General features: G+C 66.5%; 23 protein-coding genes and 1 tRNA gene. 13 read left to right on the forward strand and 11 right to left on the reverse strand.

Annotated features, from left to right (window positions below; translation table 11 throughout):
* The first annotated feature begins 238 nt into the window (after positions 1-238).
* Positions 239-330: transfer RNA gene (locus RT567_RS04570), tRNA-Ser, on the forward strand.
* A 23-nt stretch (positions 331-353) separates the two neighbouring features.
* Here the strand turns inward: RT567_RS04570 and RT567_RS04575 are convergent.
* A complete protein-coding gene (locus RT567_RS04575; protein ID WP_087138882.1) occupies positions 354-536 on the reverse strand; it encodes a hypothetical protein in 183 nt (60 codons plus the stop codon).
* A 198-nt stretch (positions 537-734) separates the two neighbouring features.
* On the opposite strand from RT567_RS04575, the gene RT567_RS04580 reads away from it, so the two are divergent.
* Both RT567_RS04580 and RT567_RS04585 read left to right on the forward strand, forming a co-directional pair.
* Positions 735-1040, forward strand: a complete 306-nt coding sequence (locus RT567_RS04580; RefSeq protein ID WP_024354161.1) for an SCP2 sterol-binding domain-containing protein — start codon at positions 735-737, stop codon at positions 1038-1040.
* 75 nt (positions 1041-1115) lie between these two features.
* Positions 1116-2318, forward strand: coding sequence for an acyl-CoA dehydrogenase family protein (locus RT567_RS04585; RefSeq protein WP_313574646.1), 1203 nt, complete (start codon positions 1116-1118; stop codon positions 2316-2318).
* Positions 2319-2331: 13 nt separating this feature from the next.
* Here the strand turns inward: RT567_RS04585 and RT567_RS04590 are convergent, their stop codons facing one another.
* Together RT567_RS04590 and RT567_RS04595 are read right to left on the reverse strand one after the other, a co-directional pair.
* Entirely contained in the window at positions 2332-2532 is a 201-nt protein-coding gene (locus RT567_RS04590; RefSeq protein ID WP_087138884.1) for a hypothetical protein, read from the reverse strand.
* Between the two features lie 57 nt (positions 2533-2589).
* Positions 2590-3201 (reverse strand): sigma-70 family RNA polymerase sigma factor, encoded by a 612-nt coding sequence (locus RT567_RS04595; protein WP_313574648.1) that lies wholly within the window; start codon positions 3199-3201, stop codon positions 2590-2592.
* Positions 3202-3397: 196 nt separating this feature from the next.
* On the opposite strand from RT567_RS04595, the gene egtB reads away from it, so the two are divergent.
* On the forward strand, positions 3398-5566 hold the full coding sequence (gene egtB / locus RT567_RS04600; protein WP_313574650.1) for an ergothioneine biosynthesis protein EgtB: 2169 nt from the start codon (positions 3398-3400) through the stop codon (positions 5564-5566).
* An 81-nt stretch (positions 5567-5647) separates the two neighbouring features.
* Here the strand turns inward: egtB and RT567_RS04605 are convergent, their stop codons facing one another.
* Positions 5648-5881, reverse strand: a complete 234-nt coding sequence (locus RT567_RS04605) for a general stress protein (RefSeq protein ID WP_125900964.1) — start codon at positions 5879-5881, stop codon at positions 5648-5650.
* A 185-nt stretch (positions 5882-6066) separates the two neighbouring features.
* On the opposite strand from RT567_RS04605, the gene RT567_RS04610 reads away from it, so the two are divergent.
* Positions 6067-6363 carry a hypothetical protein gene (locus RT567_RS04610; protein ID WP_313574652.1) on the forward strand — a complete coding sequence of 99 codons (297 nt, stop codon included), beginning with the start codon at positions 6067-6069 and terminating at the stop codon, positions 6361-6363.
* Position 6364: 1 nt separating this feature from the next.
* On the opposite strand, the gene RT567_RS04615 is transcribed toward RT567_RS04610, so the two are convergent.
* Complete coding sequence (locus RT567_RS04615; RefSeq protein ID WP_313574653.1) at positions 6365-7066, reverse strand: MBL fold metallo-hydrolase; 702 nt, start codon at positions 7064-7066, stop codon at positions 6365-6367.
* Positions 7067-7238: 172 nt separating this feature from the next.
* Here RT567_RS04615 and tig point away from each other — a divergent pair, with 172 nt between their 5' ends.
* The 4 genes from tig to RT567_RS04635 all read left to right on the forward strand — a co-directional run bounded on the left by tig (position 7239) and on the right by RT567_RS04635 (position 11074).
* Positions 7239-8582, forward strand: a complete 1344-nt coding sequence (gene tig / locus RT567_RS04620; protein WP_313574655.1) for a trigger factor — start codon at positions 7239-7241, stop codon at positions 8580-8582.
* A 199-nt stretch (positions 8583-8781) separates the two neighbouring features.
* A complete protein-coding gene (locus tag RT567_RS04625) occupies positions 8782-9675 on the forward strand; it encodes a hypothetical protein (protein WP_313574657.1) in 894 nt (297 codons plus the stop codon).
* Between the two features lie 113 nt (positions 9676-9788).
* Entirely contained in the window at positions 9789-10430 is a 642-nt protein-coding gene (locus tag RT567_RS04630) for an ATP-dependent Clp protease proteolytic subunit (protein WP_003165321.1), read from the forward strand.
* A gap of 101 nt (positions 10431-10531) precedes the next feature.
* Positions 10532-11074, forward strand: a complete 543-nt coding sequence (locus RT567_RS04635) for a cytochrome b (RefSeq protein ID WP_313574659.1) — start codon at positions 10532-10534, stop codon at positions 11072-11074.
* A 47-nt stretch (positions 11075-11121) separates the two neighbouring features.
* Here RT567_RS04635 and RT567_RS04640 read toward each other — a convergent pair whose 3' ends face one another.
* The gene (locus RT567_RS04640; protein WP_313574661.1) at positions 11122-13218 is read right to left on the reverse strand and encodes a DNA topoisomerase IV subunit B; all 2097 of its coding nucleotides are present in this window, start codon (positions 13216-13218) and stop codon (positions 11122-11124) included.
* Between the two features lie 68 nt (positions 13219-13286).
* Positions 13287-14573: an O-antigen ligase family protein gene (locus RT567_RS04645; protein WP_313574663.1), complete on the reverse strand. Its 1287-nt coding sequence runs from the start codon at positions 14571-14573 to the stop codon at positions 13287-13289.
* Here RT567_RS04645 and RT567_RS04650 point away from each other — a divergent pair.
* Positions 14572-15732, forward strand: a complete 1161-nt coding sequence (locus RT567_RS04650; RefSeq protein WP_313574664.1) for a low temperature requirement protein A — start codon at positions 14572-14574, stop codon at positions 15730-15732. The two genes, RT567_RS04645 and RT567_RS04650, sit on opposite strands and share 2 nt — an antisense overlap.
* Here the strand turns inward: RT567_RS04650 and RT567_RS04655 are convergent.
* Positions 15729-18068 carry a UvrD-helicase domain-containing protein gene (locus tag RT567_RS04655; RefSeq protein WP_313574666.1) on the reverse strand — a complete coding sequence of 780 codons (2340 nt, stop codon included), beginning with the start codon at positions 18066-18068 and terminating at the stop codon, positions 15729-15731. The genes RT567_RS04650 and RT567_RS04655 overlap by 4 nt on opposite strands.
* A gap of 174 nt (positions 18069-18242) precedes the next feature.
* Between RT567_RS04655 and RT567_RS04660 the strand changes: the two genes are divergently transcribed.
* Both RT567_RS04660 and RT567_RS04665 read left to right on the forward strand, forming a co-directional pair.
* Positions 18243-18497, forward strand: a complete 255-nt coding sequence (locus RT567_RS04660) for a hypothetical protein (RefSeq protein ID WP_313574668.1) — start codon at positions 18243-18245, stop codon at positions 18495-18497.
* A gap of 4 nt (positions 18498-18501) precedes the next feature.
* Positions 18502-18849, forward strand: a complete 348-nt coding sequence (locus RT567_RS04665; protein WP_313574670.1) for a DUF488 domain-containing protein — start codon at positions 18502-18504, stop codon at positions 18847-18849.
* A 17-nt stretch (positions 18850-18866) separates the two neighbouring features.
* On the opposite strand, the gene RT567_RS04670 is transcribed toward RT567_RS04665, so the two are convergent.
* The 3 genes from RT567_RS04670 to RT567_RS04680 are packed head-to-tail and all read right to left on the reverse strand — an operon-like array spanning position 18867 to position 20254.
* Positions 18867-19598, reverse strand: a complete 732-nt coding sequence (locus tag RT567_RS04670; RefSeq protein WP_313574671.1) for an SIMPL domain-containing protein — start codon at positions 19596-19598, stop codon at positions 18867-18869.
* The gene (locus tag RT567_RS04675; RefSeq protein WP_312052651.1) at positions 19595-19834 is read right to left on the reverse strand and encodes a ribbon-helix-helix domain-containing protein; all 240 of its coding nucleotides are present in this window, start codon (positions 19832-19834) and stop codon (positions 19595-19597) included. Before RT567_RS04675 ends, RT567_RS04670 begins: the two co-directional genes overlap by 4 nt.
* 3 nt (positions 19835-19837) lie before the next feature.
* Entirely contained in the window at positions 19838-20254 is a 417-nt protein-coding gene (locus tag RT567_RS04680; RefSeq protein WP_313574673.1) for a YbaY family lipoprotein, read from the reverse strand.
* 131 nt (positions 20255-20385) lie between these two features.
* Between RT567_RS04680 and RT567_RS04685 the strand changes: the two genes are divergently transcribed.
* Positions 20386-20839 (forward strand): DMT family transporter (locus RT567_RS04685; protein WP_313574675.1); only part of this gene is annotated, 454 nt, incomplete at its 3' end.

Below are 20839 nucleotides of genomic sequence, written 5' to 3' on the forward strand. Positions count from 1 at the left end.
CACGCCCTGCCTCCGCCGCCGGCGCCCGCGATTCGACCCGCGCTGCGCGATTCGCGCGTGCGCCTTCGGTCGCGGAGCCCAGAGTGTCAGCAGGGATGATAGCCAAGTCTTTTTCCCGATATCGAGCAAAATGAGGTGCGAACTCCGTGTCACATGCCACTCTTATGCCGGGTTAACACAAAGGGTGTCAGTTCCGCATTGCGAAGCGTCGCGCGACTCGCTATCCACGCGGCCTGCCGGAGACGTGGCCGAGTGGCTGAAGGCAACGGTTTGCTAAATCGTCGTACCCTGTAAGGGGTACCGAGGGTTCGAATCCCTCCGTCTCCGCCAGAATTCTTTCCGAAAATCAGACGTCAGTCGCGGCCCTCCGAAGGGCCGCTGGCCTTGGCTTCGCTGGGGCGGCGCACGGCCACGCCGTGCTGACGAAGGATGCGCCGGGCGACCTCAGGGGCGCCGATCATGGGCAGGGGCTGGCCGAAGTGCTCGCGCCACAACTGATCCAGGCGAACTTCCTCCGGAGTGAGCAGGCGAGTCATTGGCGAGTCCTTGTTACGCAAACTCACTGCTTTTAGGCCTTCCTGACCGGGACGAAGGCAAACTCATGTAAGCTGGGCCATAGTGATGGAACCGGCGCGATAGGTGAGCTTCGGTGCGCGCCTTCCCTTGCGTGATCTTGGCGCCGCTCGGCGCGCGGGTTAGGCGTGTGGTTCAACTTCTCAACGGGAGAGACGCACATGGCCGATCTGGCCCTCGCCACCGACAAGATCCGCGCCGCCGTCGGCGAAAACTCGGGTCTGGGCAAGACCGTGAAGCTGGACTTCGGCGATGACGGCAAGATCTTCATCGACGGCGCCTCGGCTCCGAACACCGTCAGCAACGACGACAAGCCGGCTGACGCCACCGTCTCGATCAAGTGGGACGACTTCGTCGCCCTGGCCGAGGGTCGCCTGGACCCGATGATGGCCTTCATGCAGGGCAAGCTGAAGATCGCGGGCGACATGATGATCGCCCAGAAGCTGGCGCCGCTGCTCAAGGGCTGACGGCGGGCTGAGGCTTGATGTTCAACGGCGCGGCTCCGACGGGGCCGCGCCGTTTTCATGTAGGGAGAGGCGTAGATGGATTTCCGGCTGAGCGAGCGGGGCGAACACTGGCGCGAGCGGGTGCGTCGATTCATGGAGGCGGAGGTTCTGCCGCGCGAGGCGGAGTATCGCGCCCAGGTGCGCGCTGATCCCAAGCGTCAGCCGCCGGTGATGGAGGCGCTGAAGGCCAAGGCGAAGGCCGAGGGCCTGTGGAACATGTTCCTGCCGGGCGAGCATGGGGCGGGACTGTCGAACCTGGAATACGCCCCCATCGCGGAGCTGATGGGGCGGGCGCTGTGGTCGGCCGAGGCGTTCAATTGCAACGCGCCCGACACCGGCAATATGGAAGTCCTGCACATGTACGGCGACGCCGCCCAGCAGGAGCGGTGGCTCAAGCCCTTGATGGCGGGCGAAATCCGTTCGGCCTTCCTGATGACCGAGCCTGAGGTGGCCTCATCCGACGCCACCAACATCCAGACCCGGATCGAGCGCGACGGCGACCACTACGTTATCAACGGCCGTAAATGGTGGTCGACCAATATGGCGCACCCGAACGTCGCCGTGACCATCGTCATGGGCAAGACCGATCCCGACGCCGCCGTTCACCAGCAGCAGAGCCAGATCATCGTCCCGGTCGATACGCCCGGCTTCCGCGTTGAGCGGATGCTGTCGGTGTTCGGTTACGACGAGGCGCCGATCGGCCACGCCGAGGTGGTGCTGGAGAACGTCCGCGTTCCCGCCTCCAACCTGATCGCAGGCGAGGGGCGCGGCTTCGAGATCGCCCAGGGCCGCCTGGGGCCGGGCCGCATCCATCACTGCATGCGCACCATCGGCGCGGCCGAGAAGGCGCTGGAGTTGATGGTCGACCGCCTGCTCAGCCGGACCGCCTTCCGCAAGACCATCGCCGAGCATTCGGTGTGGGAGCAGCGAGTGGCCGAGGCGCGCACCAATATCGAGATGTGCCGTCTGCTGGTGCTGAAGGCCGCCTGGATGATGGACGAAGTCGGGGCCAAGGGCGCCAAGTCCGAGATCGCCCAGATCAAGGTCGCCGCGCCGCGCATGGCGCTGAAGGTCATCGACGACGCCATTCAGGCGTTCGGCGGAGCCGGGGTGTCGGGCGACACGCCGCTGGCCGAAATCTACGCCATGGTGCGGACCCTGCGCATCGCCGACGGTCCGGACGAGGTGCATAACCGCACCATCGCCCGGCTGGAATACGCCGCGCGGGCGGGACGCTAGGCTGTCGCCCGGCTCATAACTCGTCGCTGGGCGGACGTTTGTGATGATGGTGGACCGAGGGCGAACTGAAGTCGCCGTCAACGATGTCGCCCAGATAGAGGTTGGAGCTGGCCTTGCTGGGCGGCGGCGGCGTGCGACCGAACAGCCAGTCCATGAAGCCGCGTTTGCCCGTGCGCGGGGCTTCGGGAGCGGGGGGGCGTTGCGGAGTCTTCATTACGGCTCTCCTGAGATCGGGAATTGAACCCCTTCGCCGTTTCCTCCGTTCCCTCCGCTAGCTGTCGTCATCCTCATTATTTTCTGTGTCGCCGAGCGGGAGTTCGTGCGCCAGCAGCAGGGCCAGGCGGCGCCGCGCGCGATTGACCCGGCTCTTGACCGTGCCTACGGCACAACCGGCGATATCGGCCGCTTCCTGATAGGAAAGCCCGGCGGCGCCGACCATGATGATGGCCTCGCGGTGTTCGGGCGGCAGGGTGTTCAGCGCCTGCTGAAGCGCCGTCAGCTCGGCGGTCCATTCCTGGTTGGCCTCGGAGGTCAGGCTGGCGGCGTGACGGCCTTCTTCGTCGGCGACTTCGCGTCGACGGCGGGCGGCGCCTGTGTACCAGCTGTTCCTCAGTATGGTGAACAGCCAGGCCCGCAGATTGGTCCCCGTCTCGAACCGCGCCCGATGCGCCCAGGCCTTGGCCAGGGTTTCCTGAACCAGGTCGTCCGCATCCGCCCGGTTGCGCGCCAGTGAAAAGGCGAAGGCTCTCAGCGCCGGTATCTGGCAGGCCAGCATGGCGCGCCAGTTGGCCGGGTCGGCCAGATCCGGCGCCCGGTCAAGCGGGGGCGGCGATGGCGGGGGCTCGATGGCGTTCGGCCCCTCTGGCATGCGAACTTCGGGCATGCGGCGGGATCCTGAAAAACCTGCGCCGTTTCGGCGACTGGATCGAAACAGAACGCCCTCTGATCGTGACTGTTCCTCTGAAACAGGACCGTGAAGGCGCGCGGCGACGGGTTTCAATCACGCGGAACCGCCTCGTCTCAGGTTGCATTTCTACAGGGTGACCACAGCGAACACTCACCCAGGGGCAGGCGGGATCATGGCCGGAACGCAGCGCAGGCCGGCGCGCGTCGCCGGGGATATCGACCGTTACCGTCGCGTGCGCGCGGTGCTGCCCGCCCTGTCCGCACCCCTGTCGGCTGAAGACCTTCAAGCCCAGTCGATGGCCGAAGCCAGTCCGGGCAAGTGGCACCTGGGCCATGTGAGCTGGTTCTTCGAAACCATGCTGTTGGACAGGCCGGGCTATGAGCCGGTCGACCCTCGGCTGAAGCAGGTCTTCAACTCCTATTATGAGGCGCTCGGCGACCGCATCGGTCGCGATGAGCGAGGTCTGATGACGCGCCCGTCGCTGGCCGAGGTCATGGCCTATCGCACTGAGATCGACCGCAGGATGGAGGCGCGCCTGGCCGACGTCTCAGCCCCGCTGGAGGGGCTGGAGCGCTACCTGTTCGAGCTGGGCCTCCATCACGAACAGCAACATCAGGAGCTGTTCCTGATGGATCTGCTGCATCTGATGTCCCGTTCGCCGCTGGACCCGGCGGTCTATGAGGACGAGCCGCGCGCGGCGGCGTCGCGGCAACCGGCGCGCGGCGGCTGGCAGGCGTTCGAGGGCGGTCTGATCGAGATGGGCGCTTCCGGCGACGGTTTCGCCTTCGACAATGAGCGGCCCGCGCATCGCGTCTGGCTGGAGCCGTTTGTGCTGGCCGCCGACCTGACGACCAACCGCGACTGGCTGGCCTTCATGGATGACGGCGGCTACGCGCGGCCCGAGCTGTGGTTGAGCGACGGCTGGGCGGCGGTCCAGGCGCGCGGCTGGACAGCGCCCCTTTACTGGCGACGAGAGGAAGGGGAGGGCTGGACGGTCACGACGCTGGCGGGCCGACGCCCCGTCGATCCCGCTGCGCCGGTGCGACACGTCAGCTTCTACGAGGCCGACGCCTTCGCGCGGTGGTCGGGTCGGCGTCTGCCGACAGAGGCGGAGTGGGAGCATGCGGCGCGCTGCCGCCCCGACGCCTTCTCCAACCTGGCTGGCGAGGTGTGGCAGTGGACCGCCAGCGCCTATGCCCCTTACCCCGGCTTTCGCCCGACCGTGGGCACGGCGGCCGAGTACAACGGCAAGTTCATGGCCAATCAGATGGTGCTGCGCGGCGGCGCCTTCGCCACGGCGCCGGGACATGAGCGGCCGACCTATCGCAACTTCTTCTACCCGGATCAGCGCTGGGCCTTCGCGGGCGTCCGCCTCGCCGCCGCCCCTGGCGACGACGCCCGATGCGACGAGACCGACGACGAGCACGAGGCCTTCCGCCGCGATCTGGTCGCGGGCCTGGCGTCGTCGCCCAAGAGCCTGCCGCCGAAATGGTTCTATGACGCGCGCGGGTCGGCGTTGTTTGAGGCCATCACCCGCCTGCCGGAATACTATCCGACCCGGCAGGAGGCGGCTCTGTTGCGTCGGGTGGCCCCGCACTGGGCCGACCGCTTCGGCAGGGGCGCGGTGTTGGTGGAGCTGGGATCAGGCGCCAGCGAGAAGACGCGCATCGTGCTGGACGCCGCGCCTGACCTGGCGGCCTATGTTCCCATCGACATCAGCCCGTCGGCGCTGGATGAGGCGGCCGCGCGGTTGAGGCAGGCCTATCCCGACTTGAAAGTGCTGCCTATCGTCGGCGACTTCGAACACTTGGGCGTCCTGCCGCCTGAGGCAGGGCAGGGACGCCGCGTCGGCTTCTTCCCTGGCTCGACCATCGGCAATCTGGCGCCGGAGACGGCCGAGGCCCTGTTGCGCGGCATGCGCGACATGCTGGGGCCGGCCGCCCTGTTCATTCTGGGCGTCGATCTGATCAAGGAACCCTCGACCCTGATCGCCGCCTATGACGACGCCGAGGGGGTGACGGCCCGCTTCAATCTGAATGTCCTGGCGCGCGCCAACCGCGACCTGGGCGCCGACTTCGACCTGGGCGCCTTTGCTCATCGCGCCGTCTGGAACGCGGCTGAGGCGCGGATGGAGATGCATCTGGAGGCCCTTCGCCCCATGACGGTGCGGTTGGGCAAGCTGGTCTTCCGTTTGGCGCAGGGCGAGACGATCCACACCGAGAACTCGCGCAAGTTCGACGAGGCCCGCGTGCGCGCCTTGGCCGAAGCCGCCGGCTGGCGCGTCGAGGCGTTCGAGGTCAGCGAGGCGCCGCGCGTGGCCCTGGCTCTTCTGGCCTGCTGACTGCACCGCTCCGCCTGTCAGGCAAAGAAAAACGGCGAGGTTTCCCACGCCGTCGAAAAGTTCTGAAATCGATCGCAGCGATCAGCGTTTCGGCGGCGCCGGATCCTGGCCGGTCTTGTTCCGTGCGCCGTGAGAGGCTTCGCCCCCCTTGCGTCCGGCCTGGGCCGCGAGGGAGCGGTCCTGAGAGAAGCTGCGCTTCTCGCTGGGCACGCTCGCGCCGCCCTTGCGAGCGATTTCGCGCTGACGTTCCGGGTCCATGGAGGCGAAGCCTCGCTTGGAAACACCGGAGCCGCGGGTGGGCTGACCTTCGGTCATTTCAGATGTTCCTTTCGTAGACGGTGGCGCTTGCGCAAAAGAACCCGGCGCCGGCGCGGAGGTTCCGAGAAAGGATTAAAACCCTGTTCGGCGGACACGAACTGAACTCCCCTTCGCACGGCGGAACCGTGACGATTCCGGCGGGTTCATCGAGGCTCTGAGTGCAGAATTCAGGAGTTCAGCCCATGCCGGTTTCTAACGACCCGACCCCACGCGCCGACGGCGCCCCTTCGCCTGAAGACATCACCGAGGGCCGCTCGACGCGCAGCGACCGCCTTGAAGGGGCCGCCGATGAGATTCTGGCGAGAGGCGCGCGTCCGCGTCCCTTGCGTCGGGCCGTGCGCGAGGATGCGGCCGAGGTGCGCGACTGGGCGCGCCATCGCGGCTCTCAGGCCTGCGAGGCGATTCGCGATGAGCCGATCCGCATGACGCTCTATGCGCTCGGGATCGGCGTTCTGATCGGCCTGCTGGCCGCGCGCTGAATCAGGCCGGGCCGGAGGCAGGGCGCGCGATCGGCGCCGCCTGCATCGCCTGATCCGAGACGAAGGGGTTGCTGCGCCGCTCGGCTCCGAACGTCGAATGCGGTCCGTGGCCCGGCACGAAGGTCACGTCATCGCCCAGCGGCCACAGCTTGGTGGTGATCGCCGTCAGCAGGGCCTGATGGTCGCTGCGCGGGAAGTCGGTGCGCCCGACCGAGCCCTGGAACAGCACGTCGCCGACCTGGGCGAAGCGGGCCTCGCGGTTGAAGAAGATCACATGGCCGGGCGTGTGGCCGGGGCAGTGGAAGACCTCCCACGTCGTCTCGCCCAGCGTCAGCACGTCGCCGTCGTCCAGCCACCGCGTGGGGGTGAAGCTGCGCGCCTCGGGCAGGCCGTACTTCTGGCCCTGTGTCGGAATCAGATCGATCCAGAACTGGTCCTCAAGGTGCGGGCCGACGATGTCGAGGCCGGTCTTTTCCTGCATCTCGGCGGCGGCGCCCGCGTGGTCCAGGTGTCCGTGGGTGATCCAGATGGCGTCCAGCGTCAGTCCGCGCCGCGCGACCTCGCCCAGAATGGCGTCGACCGACCCGCCGGGATCGATGACGGCGGCCTTCTTCGTCTGCGTGCACCAGACCGTCGTGCAGTTCTGCTGAAGCGGCGTTACGGGCGTGACGAAGACGCCGATGGGGGCTGAAGGCTGGCTCATGCGTCATGAGATAGCGGCCCGATGCCTACAAAGGAACCGCGTTGCGTTGACGTTTCGGCCCCTTCTCGACATAAGGGCGGGCTCCGAGGTGCCGCTCCCGAAAGGGGCGGCCCTGTTGCTTTATCCACCGCGCGCCTTTGCGGCGTCGCCACAGAGCGTCAGATACCCGACCATGCAAGTCGTCGAAAAGTCGAACGAAGGCCTCAGCCGCGTGATCGCGGTGACCATTCCAGTCGCAGAGCTGAATGAGAAGCTCGAAGCCCGCATCAAGGAAGTGGCTCCCCAGATGAAGCTGAAAGGCTTCCGTCCGGGCAAGGTGCCTGCCTCGTACGTCAAGAAGACCTTCGGCCGTGACTTCATGGGCGAAATCATCAACGCCTCGCTGAACGAGACCAGCCAGGGCGCTCTGGACGAGCTGAAGCTGCGTCCGGCCGCTCCGGCCGAGATGAACCTGACCTCCGACATGGACAAGGTCATCGCCGGTCAGGAAGACCTGGCCTATGAAATGTCGCTGGAAGTCATGCCGGAATTCACTCCGGTCGACCCCAAGACCCTGAAGCTGACCCGCCCGACCTATGAGGCCTCGGAAGAGGATCTGGACGAGGCGCTGAAGGAACTGGCCTCGCAAGCCAAGTCCTACGAGGACAAGAAGGGCAAGACGGTCAAGGCCGCCGACGGCGACCAATTGACCATCGACTTCCTGGGTAAGATCGACGGCGAGGCCTTCGACGGCGGCGCCGCCACCGACGCCGACCTGGTTATCGGTTCGAACCGCTTCATCCCCGGCTTCGAAGAGCAGCTCAAGGGCGCCAAGGTCGGCGAAGAGAAGACCATCGAAGTGACCTTCCCGGAAGAATACCAGGCCAAGCACCTGGCCGGTAAGGCCGCGACCTTCGACGTCACCGTCAAGGCCATCAAGGCCGAGGTCGAATCCAAGATCGACGACGAGTTCGCCAAGCGCATCGGCCTGGAGTCGCTGGACCAGCTGAAGGAACTGCTGAAGTCCAACCTGAACCAGCAATACGCCGGCGCCACCCGCTTCAAGCTGAAGCGCGCCCTGCTGGACGTGCTGGACGAAGGCCACGACTTCGCCCTGCCGCCGAAGATGGTCGACGCCGAGTTCGAAGGCATCTGGGCCCAGGTTTCGGCCGACAAGGATGCCGGCCAGCTGCCGGAAGAAGACGCCAAGAAGTCGGAAGACGAACTGAAGGCCGAGTACAAGAAGATCGCCGAGCGCCGCGTGCGCCTGGGTCTGGTCCTGGCTGAAATCGGTCGCGCCAACAACGTCGGCGTGACGGATCAGGAACTGTCGAACGCCATCATGGCTGAGGCCCGCAACTATCCGGGTCAGGAAAAGATGGTGCTGGACTTCTACCGCCAAAACCCGAACGCCGCCGCCCAGCTGCGCGCGCCGATCTATGAAGAGAAGGTCGTTGACCTGATCGTTTCGGTCGCCGAGGTGAAGGACGAAGCCATCTCCAAGGATGAGCTGATGAAGGAAGAAGACGAGGCCTGATTCTAGCTTCGGTCTTAGTCTGATGATGACCCCGCGCCATTCATGGCGCGGGGTTTTTCTTTTGGCGGGTTTTCCGCGCCTTCGTACGGACGGATCGTCGTGCGTGGATTTAAAATTCGGAATTTAAGCCTGCATCACGACCATTTTCTGATATCTATCGAACAGTGTTTATCGAACGATATTTTTCAAGGGTGGGGTGATGGCGTTTCTGGCGATGCTGATGGGCTTGGCCTTGGCGGGGAGCGCGCCCCAGGAGCCGGAGGCGGCTACCCAGGTTGAGGATGTCGTCGTGCAGGGGGGGCGCATCGACGATCAGGTTCGGCATTTTATTGATGAGATCGCTGCGCCTCCGACCGGGCGCGGGCCGGCGCGTTGGCGGGACCGAATTTGCGTAGGCGTAGCCAACATTAGGGGAGAAGAGGCTCAGTATGTCGCTGATCGCGTGTCCCAGGCCGCGCTCGGCATCGGCCTCAATCCCGGAGAGCCAGGGTGCCGGCCCAACATCCTGATCATCGGCGCGTCAGATGGCGCCGCCATGGCGCGTGGGCTGGTCGAGGAACGTCGAAGCGTCTTCTTGCCCGGCGGATCAGGGATGAATCGCAGTCGAGCGGCGCTCACAGCCTTCCAGCAGGGTGATCGCGCCGTGCGTTGGTGGCACGTCAGCACGCCTACTGACTCAGACACGGGGCAGCGAGCGGCTCGCATGCCGGATGAGCGGGCGCCGACGATGAACTCACGCATCGGCGCCAGCCGACTACGGACCGCCATTCGGAACGATCTGAGCTGGGTCATCATCATCCTGGACTTGGTGCATGCCGAAGGTCTGAATTTTCAGCAACTTGCCGACTACGCCGCTATGGTCGCCTTGGCGCAGGTGGATCCCGACGCCGATGTGAACGGTTATGATTCCGTTCTGGGGCTCTTCGCAAACGCGGAAGTCCAGGGGCTTACAGACTGGGACAAGGCCTATCTGAAGGCGCTTTATGCAGCGGAACTCAATCAGTCGGCGGCGAGCCATCAGTTGGCAGAGCTGCGACGCCTGATGGCGCGGGATCGAAAACAGAATGAAGGCCTCGAGGTCGATGAGCCTTGAAGGCATGACTTCTCGATCTTTGCTGGTCTTGCGCACAGCCGCCTGGGTGGCGATATCTCCCTGCATACGGCGGTGACAGCGAGTCGCGTCGGCAGAATGTGAAGAAGGCTCCCATGCGCGATCCGATCGACTACATCTCCAACAACCTGGTGCCGATGGTGGTGGAGCAATCCAGCCGCGGCGAACGGTCGTTCGACATCTTTTCGCGCCTGCTGCGTGAGCGGATCATCTTCCTGACCGGCCCGTTCGAGGACGGCATGGCCTCGCTGATCTGCGCCCAGCTGCTGTTCCTGGAATCGGAAAACCCGAAGAAGGAAATCAGCATGTACATCAACAGCCCCGGCGGTCAGGTGACCTCGGCGCTCGCGATCTACGACACCATGCAATACATCAAGTCGCCGGTCTCGACCGTGGTCATGGGCATGGCCGCCTCGGCTGGTTCGCTGATCCTGACGGCCGGTGAGGCGGGCCAGCGCATCGCCCTGCCGAACGCCCGCGTCATGGTGCACCAGCCCTCGGGCGGCTTCCGCGGCACGGCCTCGGACATCGAGCGCCACGCCGAGGACATCATCGCCACCAAGCGTCGCCTGAACGAAATCTACGTCCAGCACACCGGCCGGACCTATGAGGAAGTCGAGCGCACCCTGGACCGCGACCACTTCATGACCGCCGAGGAAGCCAAGGCCTGGGGCATCGTCGACCACGTCTATGACAAGCGCACCCAGGCCGACGACGACGGCGTGAAGGCTCCCTAAGCCTTAGAACCTTCGGCTGCGACAATTTGCGAGGCGGGATTCGGCGACGGATTCCGCCTCGAATCGTGTTTGAGACTCGTTATCAGCGAGGGGAGGCTCCAATGGCGACGCAGTGGAGAGATGACGGGTTCCGATATGGCGCCGTCACGCGCGGGCTGCACTGGGCGATGGCGCTGCTGCTGACGTGGCAGTTCACGGGCATGGCGGTGAAGATCATCGTCGGCAAGGCGCCGATCACCGCCTTCTGGGTCGGCACGCACAAGGGGATCGGCGTCATCCTGCTGACCCTGATCGTGGTGCGCGCCCTGTGGGGCCTCTACAACATGAAGACGCGGCCGGCGCACGGCGGCGGCTTCTGGGGGCTGGCGGCCAAGGTCGGGCATCTGGCGCTCTACGCCCTGATGCTGATCGTCCCGGCGCTGGCGTTGCTGCGGCAGTATGGATCGGGCAAGCCGCTGGACGTCTTCGGCGTGCGCCTGATCGATGGCGGCTGGGCCGAAGTATCGTGGATGACCGCGCCGGCCAACGCCGCCCACGGCCTGTTGGCCTGGGTGCTGCTGGCCGCCATCGCGGGCCACATCCTGATGGTGCTGGTCCACCGCTTCATCTGGAAGGACGACACCGTCGGCCGGATGATCGGCTAGCGAAGTTCAGCCCGCCGTCACCGCGAGGGTGACGGCGGATTGCTTGCTCAGACGTCCAGGTCGGCCTGGGCGAAGCGGGCGTTTTCCTGGATGAACTGATAGCGGGCCTCGGCCTTGCGGCCCATCAGGCGCTCGACCAGATCCTCGATCTCTTCCTCGCTGTCGGGCAGGGACACGCGCGCCAGGGTCCGCTTCTTCGGGTCCATGGTGGTCTCCTTCAGCTGGGAGGCCATCATCTCGCCCAGGCCCTTGAACCGGCCGATCTCGACCTTCTTGCCCTTGAACACGGTGGCCAGCAGCTCGTCGCGGTGGGCGTCGTCGCGGGCGTATTCCGACAGCGGGCCTGCGCTGATGCGATAGAGCGGCGGCAGCGCCATGAACAGGCGACCCTGACGGATCGTCTCGGGCATGGAGCGGTAGAAGAAGGTGATCAGCAGGGCCGCGATGTGGGCGCCGTCCACGTCGGCGTCGGTCATGATGACGATACGCTCATAGCGCAGGTCTTCGATGTTGAACCGGGCGCCGGGCTGGACGCCTAGCGCCAGCGCCAGATCGGACAGTTCGACGTTGGCGCGCAGCTTGTCCGCCGTGGCCGAAGCGACGTTCAGGATCTTGCCGCGCAGGGGCAGGATGGCCTGTGTGGTGCGGTCGCGCGCCTGCTTGGCCGATCCGCCAGCCGAGTCGCCCTCGACGATGAACAGTTCGGTGCCCTCGGCGGCTTGCCGTGAGCAGTCCGACAGCTTGCCGGGCAGGCGCAGCTTGCGCGTGGCGGCGGCGCGCTGGACTTCCTTGTCCTTGCGGCGGCGCAGGCGGTCCTCGGCGCGGTCGACGACAAAGCCGAGCAGGGCGTTGGCCTGTTTCGGACTTTCGGTCAGCCAGTGGTCGAACGGGTCGCGCAGCAACTGTTCCGTCAGGCGCTGGCCCTCGGGCGAGGACAGGCGGTCTTTCGTCTGGCCCTGGAATTCCGGATTGCGGATGAAGACCGAGATCAGGGCCCCCGCATTGGCGATGACGTCCTCGGCCGTGATCTGGGCGGCGCGCTTCTCGTTGATCAGCTCGCCATAGGCCTTCAGACCCTTGACCAGGGCGGCGCGGAAGCCCGCCTCATGCGTGCCGCCGTCAGGCGTCGAGACGGTGTTGCAGTAGGAGGCGACGAAGCTGTCCGCATCGCCGAATCCGATCGGCGACCAGGTGACAGCCCATTCCAGGGCGCCTGCCTCGCCCTTGCGCTCGACGCGCCCGGCGAAGACGGGGGTGACGGTTTCCAGCTCGCCCACGCGCTCGGCCAGGGCGTCGGCCAGACCGCCGGGGAAGTGCAGCGTCGCCTGGGCGGGCGTCTGGTCGGTGATGCGTTCGGGCGCGCAGGTCCATTTGATCTCGACGCCGCGGAACAGATAGGCCTTGGCCCGGGCCATGCGGAACAGGCGGGCGGGCTTGAAGGTCGCGCCGGCGCCGAAGATCTGATCGTCCGGTTTGAACCGGATCAGGGTGCCCTTCTTCTTGGACGGGCCGACCTGCTGGATCGGGCCTTGCGACAGGCCGCGACTGAAGGACTGACGCCATTCGAAGCCGTCGCGCCAGACGGTGACGTCCAGGCTTTCCGACAGGGCGTTGACGACCGAGACGCCGACGCCGTGCAGGCCGCCCGATGTCTCATAGGCCTTGCCCGAGAATTTGCCGCCCGAGTGCAGCACCGTCATGACGACTTCCAGCGCCGACTTGCCGGGGTGCTTGGGGTGGGGGTCGACCGGAATGCCGCGCCCGTCGTCGCGCACCGACAGATAGCCCTCGGCGTCCAGGTCGACGGTGATCAGCTTGGCGTGCTTGGCGACGGCTTCGTCCATCGCATTGTCGAGCACTTCGGCGAACAGATGGTGCAGGGCGCGCTCGTCGGTGCCGCCGATGTACATGCCGGGGCGCTTGCGGACGGGCTCAAGTCCCTCCAGCACCTCGATCGAGGACGCGGAATAGCCGGTGGCGGCCGCCGTCGCGGCGCTGGCGTGCGACGTCAGCTCGACCTTGGGCTGATGCACGGGGGGCGCCGGCTGGGCCGCGACCGGAGGCGTCGCCGCCGCGGGGGCCGGGGCAGGGGCGGCGGGCTTGGCCGGTTCGGCGTCGTCGAGGTTGGAAAACAGATCGTCCATCAGGGTATTTTGCGGCGATTCGGGGCAGGGTCTGGTAGGCTTCGAAGACGGCGGGGGCAAGGCCCGCGTCAGGTCGTGCGGCCGGAAACCAGATTGCGCGCCAGAACCGCGACGAACAGGGTCCAGGGCAGATCCTGATGGCTCATCAAGACGCTTTCCGACACGCTGAGCAGCAGGAAGGCGGCCAGATAGGCCAGGCTCCAGTATCCCTCGCGCCGCCCCAGACTTGAGAGACGAAACAGCACAGCGGCCGAGGTCAAGGCGATGACCGCGCCGACCAGCCATGTCCCCGCCCAGCCCAGCTGAACACGCAGGTCCAGCCAGCCGTGGTGCGCCGAGGGCACGCGCCAGCCGGTCTCGTGGCGGATCCACTCCATCGGCTCGGTATCCAGCACCCAGAAGGCGCCGTAGCCATAGCCGAGCCAGGGTCTCTGCGCCGCCATACGCTCGATCGCGGCCCAGATCTCGGTGCGGCCGGTCAGGGTCGGATCCTTGCCGAACAAGGCCAGGATTTCGACGGAGTACTGGCTCCAGATCCACAGGCTGATGACGGCGGTCAGCCCCAGGCTCCATACGACGACGACCCCGAACACCGGCCCGATGCGCGCGATCAGGCGGCACATGGCGATCAGCCCGCCGCCCAGCATGGCCATGATCAGGGCTGTCTTGGACTGCGAGCCCAGCAGAGCCAGCGCGCAGACGCCGATGGCGGCCACGGCGATGCGCCGATCCTGCGGCGCGCCCGCCGCCAGCAGGGCCGAGGCGGCGATCAGGCCGACTGCCATGATCATCCCCATGTGGTTCTTTTCGTACCACAGGCCGCGCCACAACCCGGCGTTGGCGCTGTGATGGACGCCCAGGCTGGGAAACAGGAAGACGGCGACCAGGCTGCCGACGCCGAGGGCGAGGAAGGTCCAGGTCAGCAGGCGCGGCAGTTCCGCGCCCCGGAATGCGACGCCGAGATAGATGGAGAAGCAGCCGGTCAGGGCCAGGGCCAGAACCCGTCGCTGGGTTACGTCCGGCGCCTGGGACCATAGGCCGGACGACAGGGCCAGGATGACCATCAGGGCCACGAGGATGAAGGCGGGCCAGGCCGCCGCCATCTGGCGCGCGCGAACCGCCATCAGGCCCAGTATGACCAGATAAACTGGCGGCCAGATCAGTCGAAGCGCCGGAAGTTCTTGCTGCTGCGGCGCAAAGATGGGGCCGATCAGCGCCCCGGTCAGAAGGAACAGGATGAAGGCCGCCGCGACCTGCTCCCAAAGGCGCGGCGCGATCGAGGATGTCTGGGATTCTGGACGAACGGCGCGCACGGGCGCACGTTCGCGGAACAGGGTTAAGGAAGGGTGGGGCATGGCCGCTAGTCTGATGCGCGTTCGACGGCCCGGAGAGCATGCACGGGTCAGCTTTGTCGAGCTATTCTTCGATCTCGTCTTTGTCTTCGCCATCACCCAGGTCAGCCATCTGCTGCTGGCGCACCTGACGCCGCTGGGCGCGCTGGAGGCGGCCGTCCTGCTGGCGGCGGTCTGGTGGGTATGGATCGACACCAGCTGGATCACCAACTGGCTGGACCCCGAGCGCGGTCCCGTGCGGCTGATGATGTTCGTTCTGATGGCGGCGGGGCTGGTCATGTCGATGTCCCTGCCCACGGCGTTCGGCGACAGGGGGCTGACGTTCGCCTGCGCCTTCGCCGCCATTCAGGTGGGGCGCAGCCTGTTCACCCTGTGGGCGGTGCGCGGTTCGCCGACGCAAAGGGCGAATTTCCAGAGGATATCGCTATGGGCCCTGCTGGGCGCCGTGTTCTGGATCAGCGGCGGCCTGGCCGAGGGGCAGACGCGGCTGCTGATCTGGCTGGTCGCCCTGGCGCTGGAGTTCATAGGTCCGGCGTTGGCCTTCTTCGTGCCGGGGCTGGGCCGATCCAGTACGACGGACTGGGACGTCGAGGGCGCGCACCTGGCCGAGCGCGTGGGTCTGTTCGTCATCATCTGCCTGGGCGAATCGATCATCATCACCGGAGCGACGTTCGCGGAGCTGGACTGGACGCCGCCGGTGGCAGCGGCCTTCGTGTCCGCTTTCGTCACCACCATCGCCATGTGGTGGCTGTTCTTCAGCGAGGCGCACGAGGCAGGGTCGGAAACCATCAGCCACGCCGCGGACCCCGGCGCCATCGCTCGAAGAACCTATACCTATTGCCCGATCATCGTGGTGGCGGGGATCGTGGTGACGGCGGTCGGCGATGAACTGGCCCTGGCGCACCCGTTGGGCGTGGCGGGCGCGGCGAGTGCGGCCGTGCTGATCGGCGGGCCGCTGCTGTTCCTGCTGGGCACATCCCTGTCGGTCTTCAGCATCTGGGGCAAGGTGGCGTGGCCGCGCGTGATCGGCGTGGCGATCCTGGGGACCGTCTTCGTGATCGGGCGAGGCTGGTCGCCGCTGGCGCTGACGATGGCGTCGACCGTCGTTCTGATGGCGACGGGGCTGTGGGAGTCCTTCCCCCCTCGAGGACGGCGCGCCTAGGGCGCCTTTTCCACGAAGGTGTCGATGACCTTCTTCTCGCCCGCCTTGTCGAAGCTCACGACCAGCTTGTTGCCCTCTACTGCGCGGACGGCGCCGTAGCCAAACTTCTGGTGGAAGACGCGGTCGCCCCGCGCCCAGCCGGACGCCGCCTTGGGATCAGCCGTGGCGATCAGGCGGCCTTCGCCCTCGATCACCGCGCGGCGGGCATAGGCGGGCTTGGGCGTCTGGGCGGCGGTATAGGTCTGGGCGCGCTTCCAGCCGGGGCTGGAATAGCTGCCGCCGAAGGAGGGGGCGTCGTCCCAGCGGCTCTTGGCCTCCTTCATCCCGGTCGAGGCGCCGTAATAGCCGGTGTCCGACTGCGGCTCGACGTGGGCGATCGGCAGTTCATCGACAAAACGGCTGGGCAACTGAGACGTCCAGCGGCCATAGACCATGCGGTTGGCGGCGAAGCTGATGCGCGCGTCCTGCTTGGCGCGGGTGACGCCGACGTAGGCCAGGCGGCGTTCCTCCTCCAGCCCCTTCACGCCCTTCTCGTCGATGCTGCGCTGGCTGGGGAAGACGCCTTCCTCCCAGCCCGGCAGGAAGACCAGCGGGAACTCCAGCCCCTTGGCGCCGTGCAGCGTCATGATCTGCACCGAGCCCGAACCATCGGCGTTCTCGTCGCGGCGCTCCAGATCCATGACCAGTGAAACATGCTCCAGATAGGCCTGCAGCGTCTCGAACGACTGCATCGACTGGGTCAGTTCCTTCAGGTTGTCCAAGCGCGTCTGGCCGCTGGTGCGGTCGGCCTTCTGCATGGCGGTGTAGCCGCTCTCGTCCAGCAGGGTCTCCGTCACCTGCCAGTGGGGCGTGCCCATCGCCATCAGGTCGCGCCAGCGGTCCAGATCGCGCACGAAGTTGGCCAGCGGCGTGCGGGTGCGCGCCTGAAGCTCATCCGTCGTGATCAGGTGGCGCACCGCCTGCATGGCCGAGACGCCGTTCTCGCGCGCGATGTGCAGGATCTTCTGGACCGAGGTGTCGCCGATGCCGCGCTTGGGGACGTTGACGATGCGCTCGAACGCCAGATCGTCGTCCTCGGACTGGATCAGCCGCAGATAGGCGTGGGCGTCGCGGATTTCCGCCCGCTCGAAGAAGCGCGGCCCGCCGATGACGACATAGGGAATGGCCAGCATCAGGAAGCGTTCTTCAAACGCCCGCATCTGGAATGACGCGCGAACAAGAACGGCCATGTCCTTGTAATTCATGCCCTGCTTTCGCGCGGTCTCGATCTCATCGGCGATCAGGCGGGCCTCGGCCTCGCCGTCCCAGACGCCGCGCACGCGCACCTTGTCGCCGCTGTCGTCCTCGGTCCACAGGGTCTTGCCCAGCCGGTCCTGATTGGCCGCGATCAGGGCCGAGGCGGCGCCGAGGATGTGCTTGGTCGAGCGATAGTTGCGCTCCAGCCGGATGACCTTGGCGCCGGGGAAGTCGCGCTCGAAGCGCAGGATGTTGTCCACCTCGGCCCCACGCCAGCCGTAGATCGACTGATCGTCGTCGCCGACGCAGCAGACGTTGCCGGTCGACGACGTCAGCAGCCGCAGCCACAGATATTGGGCGACGTTGGTGTCCTGATACTCGTCCACCAAAATATAGCGGAACCGGCGGCGATATTCCTCCGCCAGATCAGCATGTTTGGACAGGATGGTGATGTTGTGAAGCAGCAGGTCGCCGAAGTCGCAGGCGTTCAACGTCGCCAGCCGCGCCTGATAAGCGGCGTACAGCGCCGGGCCCTTGCCGTTGGCGAAGTCCTCGCCCGGCGGAAGCTTGTCGGGCGTCCAGCCGCGGTTCTTCCAGTGGTCGATCATATGGGCCAGCGACTTGGGCGTGAACCGCTTGGTGTCGATGTTGGCGGCTTCCAGCAGCTGCTTCAGCAGCCGTTCCTGATCGTCGTTGTCGAGGATGGTGAAGCTGGACTTCAGTCCGACCAGTTCCGCATGGCGCCGCAGGATCTGCGCCGCGACCGAGTGGAAGGTGCCCAGCCAGCGCAGGCCCTCGGCCGAGGGGCCGATCAGATGGCCGATCCGCTCGCGCATCTCGCGCGCGGCCTTGTTGGTGAAGGTGACCACCAGCAGTTCCCACGGCTTGGTCCGGCCGGTCGCCAGGATGTGCGCCAGACGGGTGGTCAGGACGCGCGTCTTGCCCGTGCCGGCGCCCGCCAGCACCAGCACCGGCCCCTCGGTCGTCTCCACCGCCTCGCGCTGCTCGGGGTTCAGGCCCGACAGATAGTCGGCCGCCGCGCTTTGCGGAGTCTGGGCGCGGGCGAGGTCGGAAATGCGGGGAGCGGGCAGGTCGGTCACAGGGGCGGATACTCGGGCGGCGACGGGAAGGGCGGGCGAGCCGCCGGAATCTCAAAGGGAGAACATAAGCAGCACAGCGGCCAAAGTCAGTCCCATTCGCACGATCTGTGGTTGGAACCGTGAACAGCGAGCGCCGTTTTGCGGCTGACAGGGCCAGCAAGGGAGGAGCGTCTGATGGCGAACAGTTCCAGCGGCGGTGGGAACGTCGGTCTCGCCTTCATCGTGGGCGCCCTGGTGGTGGTCGTCGCCGTGCTGGCGTGGTTTCTGCTGGGGCGCGGCGGGTCGATGCGGCCTGAAACGCCCAACCTGAACGTGGACATCAATGTGCCGGCGCCGCGCCTGCCCGACGTGCCGGACCGTCCCGCGCCGCCCGAACTGCCCAGCCCGACCGAGCCGCCGCAGGTGGCCGCGCCCGAGCCCAAGGCGTGAGGCCGTGAAAGTCGTCCTGAAGCGCGTCTATGAGCCGCCGTCGGATGCGGACGGCACACGTATTCTGGTGGATCGACTGTGGCCGCGCGGGCTGAGCAAGGACAAGGCCCGCGTCGATCTGTGGCTGAAGGAGATCGCGCCGACGACGGAGCTGCGGCAGTGGTTCGGTCACGATCCGCAGAAATGGGCGGAGTTTCAGCGCCGCTATCGCGCGGAGCTGGAGGCCAACCCCGAGACCGTCTCGACGCTGAAAGACGCGCTGTCCAAGGGACCGGCGACCTTGGTCTATGGCGCCAGGGATGAGACGCACAACGACGCCGTCGTGCTGGCGGCCTATCTGACCGCGTCCTGATCCCTTCGCCGTGTAAATTACTTCAGGCGATAGCTGATCGTCGTGACGACCCGCACCTTCTTGTTCGGGCTGCTGGCTTCGTCGCCCGTGCCGTCGCGCGACAGGATTTCGAACGACCCCTGTCCCGCCGTCTTGATCGGCCCTAACGGAGCGCCGGAGTCCTTGGCGAACTGTTCCGCGCCGCTGCGGGCGGCGGCGGTGGCCTCGGCGATCATGGCGGGGCGCACGTCGTTCAGCTTGGTGAAGATGTAGGACGGGCCGTTGAAATCCTGCAGTACTACGCCCTGGCGCACCAGGTCGTTCAGGTTGCGGGTGGTGGTCTGCACCCGGTCGACGTCTGTGGTGCGCACGATCACCGTCTGGGTCAGGATGAAGCGCGGCCCGCCGGTCTGGCTGGCGTATTCGCGTGAGCGGGTGTCGGCCACGCCCAACTGACCCAGGTCCACGGCGTCGTCGGGATAGCCCTGCGCCTTCAGGAACTGGCGCACGATGGCCAAATCGCCGTCGATGCGCGCCTGCACCTCGGACAATACGTCGCCTGAGGTTGTGAAACGGATCGGCAGGACGGCCAGATCGGCCTTCACGTCCTTTTCCGCCAGGCCGCGCACGGTGACGGAGCGGTCGCCCGCGCGGGCGTTGACCACGCCCTGACCGATCAGGGCGCCGCCGCCGATCAGGCCCACGGCCAACAGTCCGCCGAAGACGGCGGCGGGGATCAGGCGGTTCTTGTCTAGGCGGGCGTCGCTCATGGCGTCTTCTCTTCTGCGAAACTGCGGTCGCCGCCGGTCCATTGCAGGGCCAGGATGCGGCAGGCGGAGGCCAGCGGGCGGCGGCCCCGCCAGGCGTCGATGCGGATCAGCAGGCCGGACCGACTGAGCGTCAGCTCGGCCGCGATGGCGTCCAGTACGGCCCAGAACTCAGGCTCCAGCGCCACCGAGGTGGCGTGGCCGGACAGCAGCACCGATCGTTTGGCGAGGCCGCTCAAGGCTTAGCGCACGCCCACCATGACGATCTCGACGCTGTTCGGCGCGCCGCGCGTCAGCACCGAATGGCGCGTGTCGGTGGTGAAGCGCAGGGCGCCGGACGGATCGCGGATTTCGGCGCGCGCGGCGTATTCCATGCGGCTGTCGATCTTGTCGTTCGGCACCGACAGGGTGACGGCGTAGGGCGGGGCGCGGCCATCCAGACGCTGGGTCGTCTCGGCGACGACGCGGGCGGGGGCGTCTGCGCGGCTGACGTCCTCGACCTTGACGGTCAGCACATGGCCCGGCGGCAGCATGATGCGCTCGCGATACAGGGCGCTGACCTGGACTTCAGTCATGTTGTCGGAAGCCTCCGGCAGGGTGGAGCAGGCTGCGGCCATCAGAGCCGGAACCAGGACGAGGGGGGCAAGAAGCAGGCGCATCAGCTTATCCTTCATGAGCGGCTAGCTTAGCAGAACGCGCCAGCGTCACATAAGGCTGCAACAGTAGAGAGACGGCAGGGATAAAGCGGTGCTATCGGAAGTTCCCGTTTCGTTTCGACCGAGTCGCCGGCGTGTCACAGTCTGAAGCTCCCCAATCCGAAAATGCATCGTCGCGGTTCTCGTCGCCGGCCATGCTGGCCTTCGGCGGCGTCGGGATCTGCGCCCTGATCTGGGGCACGACCTGGTACGCCATCACCTTCCAGCTCGGCGCCGTCGATCCGGTGATTTCGGTGGTGCTGCGGTTCGGCATCGCCTCGGCCCTGCTGGCGCTCACCGTCAAGGCGACGGGCGGGCGGCTGGCCCTGACACGGGCTCAGCATCTGGCGGCGCTGGGGCAGGGGCTGTTCTCCTTCGCCATTAGCTACGCCTTCGTCTACGCCTCAGAAGAAAAGATCGCCTCGGCCGTCGTGGCGGTGATCTTCGCCGCCCTGGCCTTCCTGAACCTGATCCTGTTCCGCGTCGCCTCGGGCCAGAAGGCGGCGCGCGCGGCGTGGCTGGGCGCTGGGCTGGGCGTGGTCGGCGTCG

This window comes from Brevundimonas sp., from assembly GCF_032107865.1.
In the GTDB taxonomy this organism is placed as follows: domain Bacteria; phylum Pseudomonadota; class Alphaproteobacteria; order Caulobacterales; family Caulobacteraceae; genus Brevundimonas.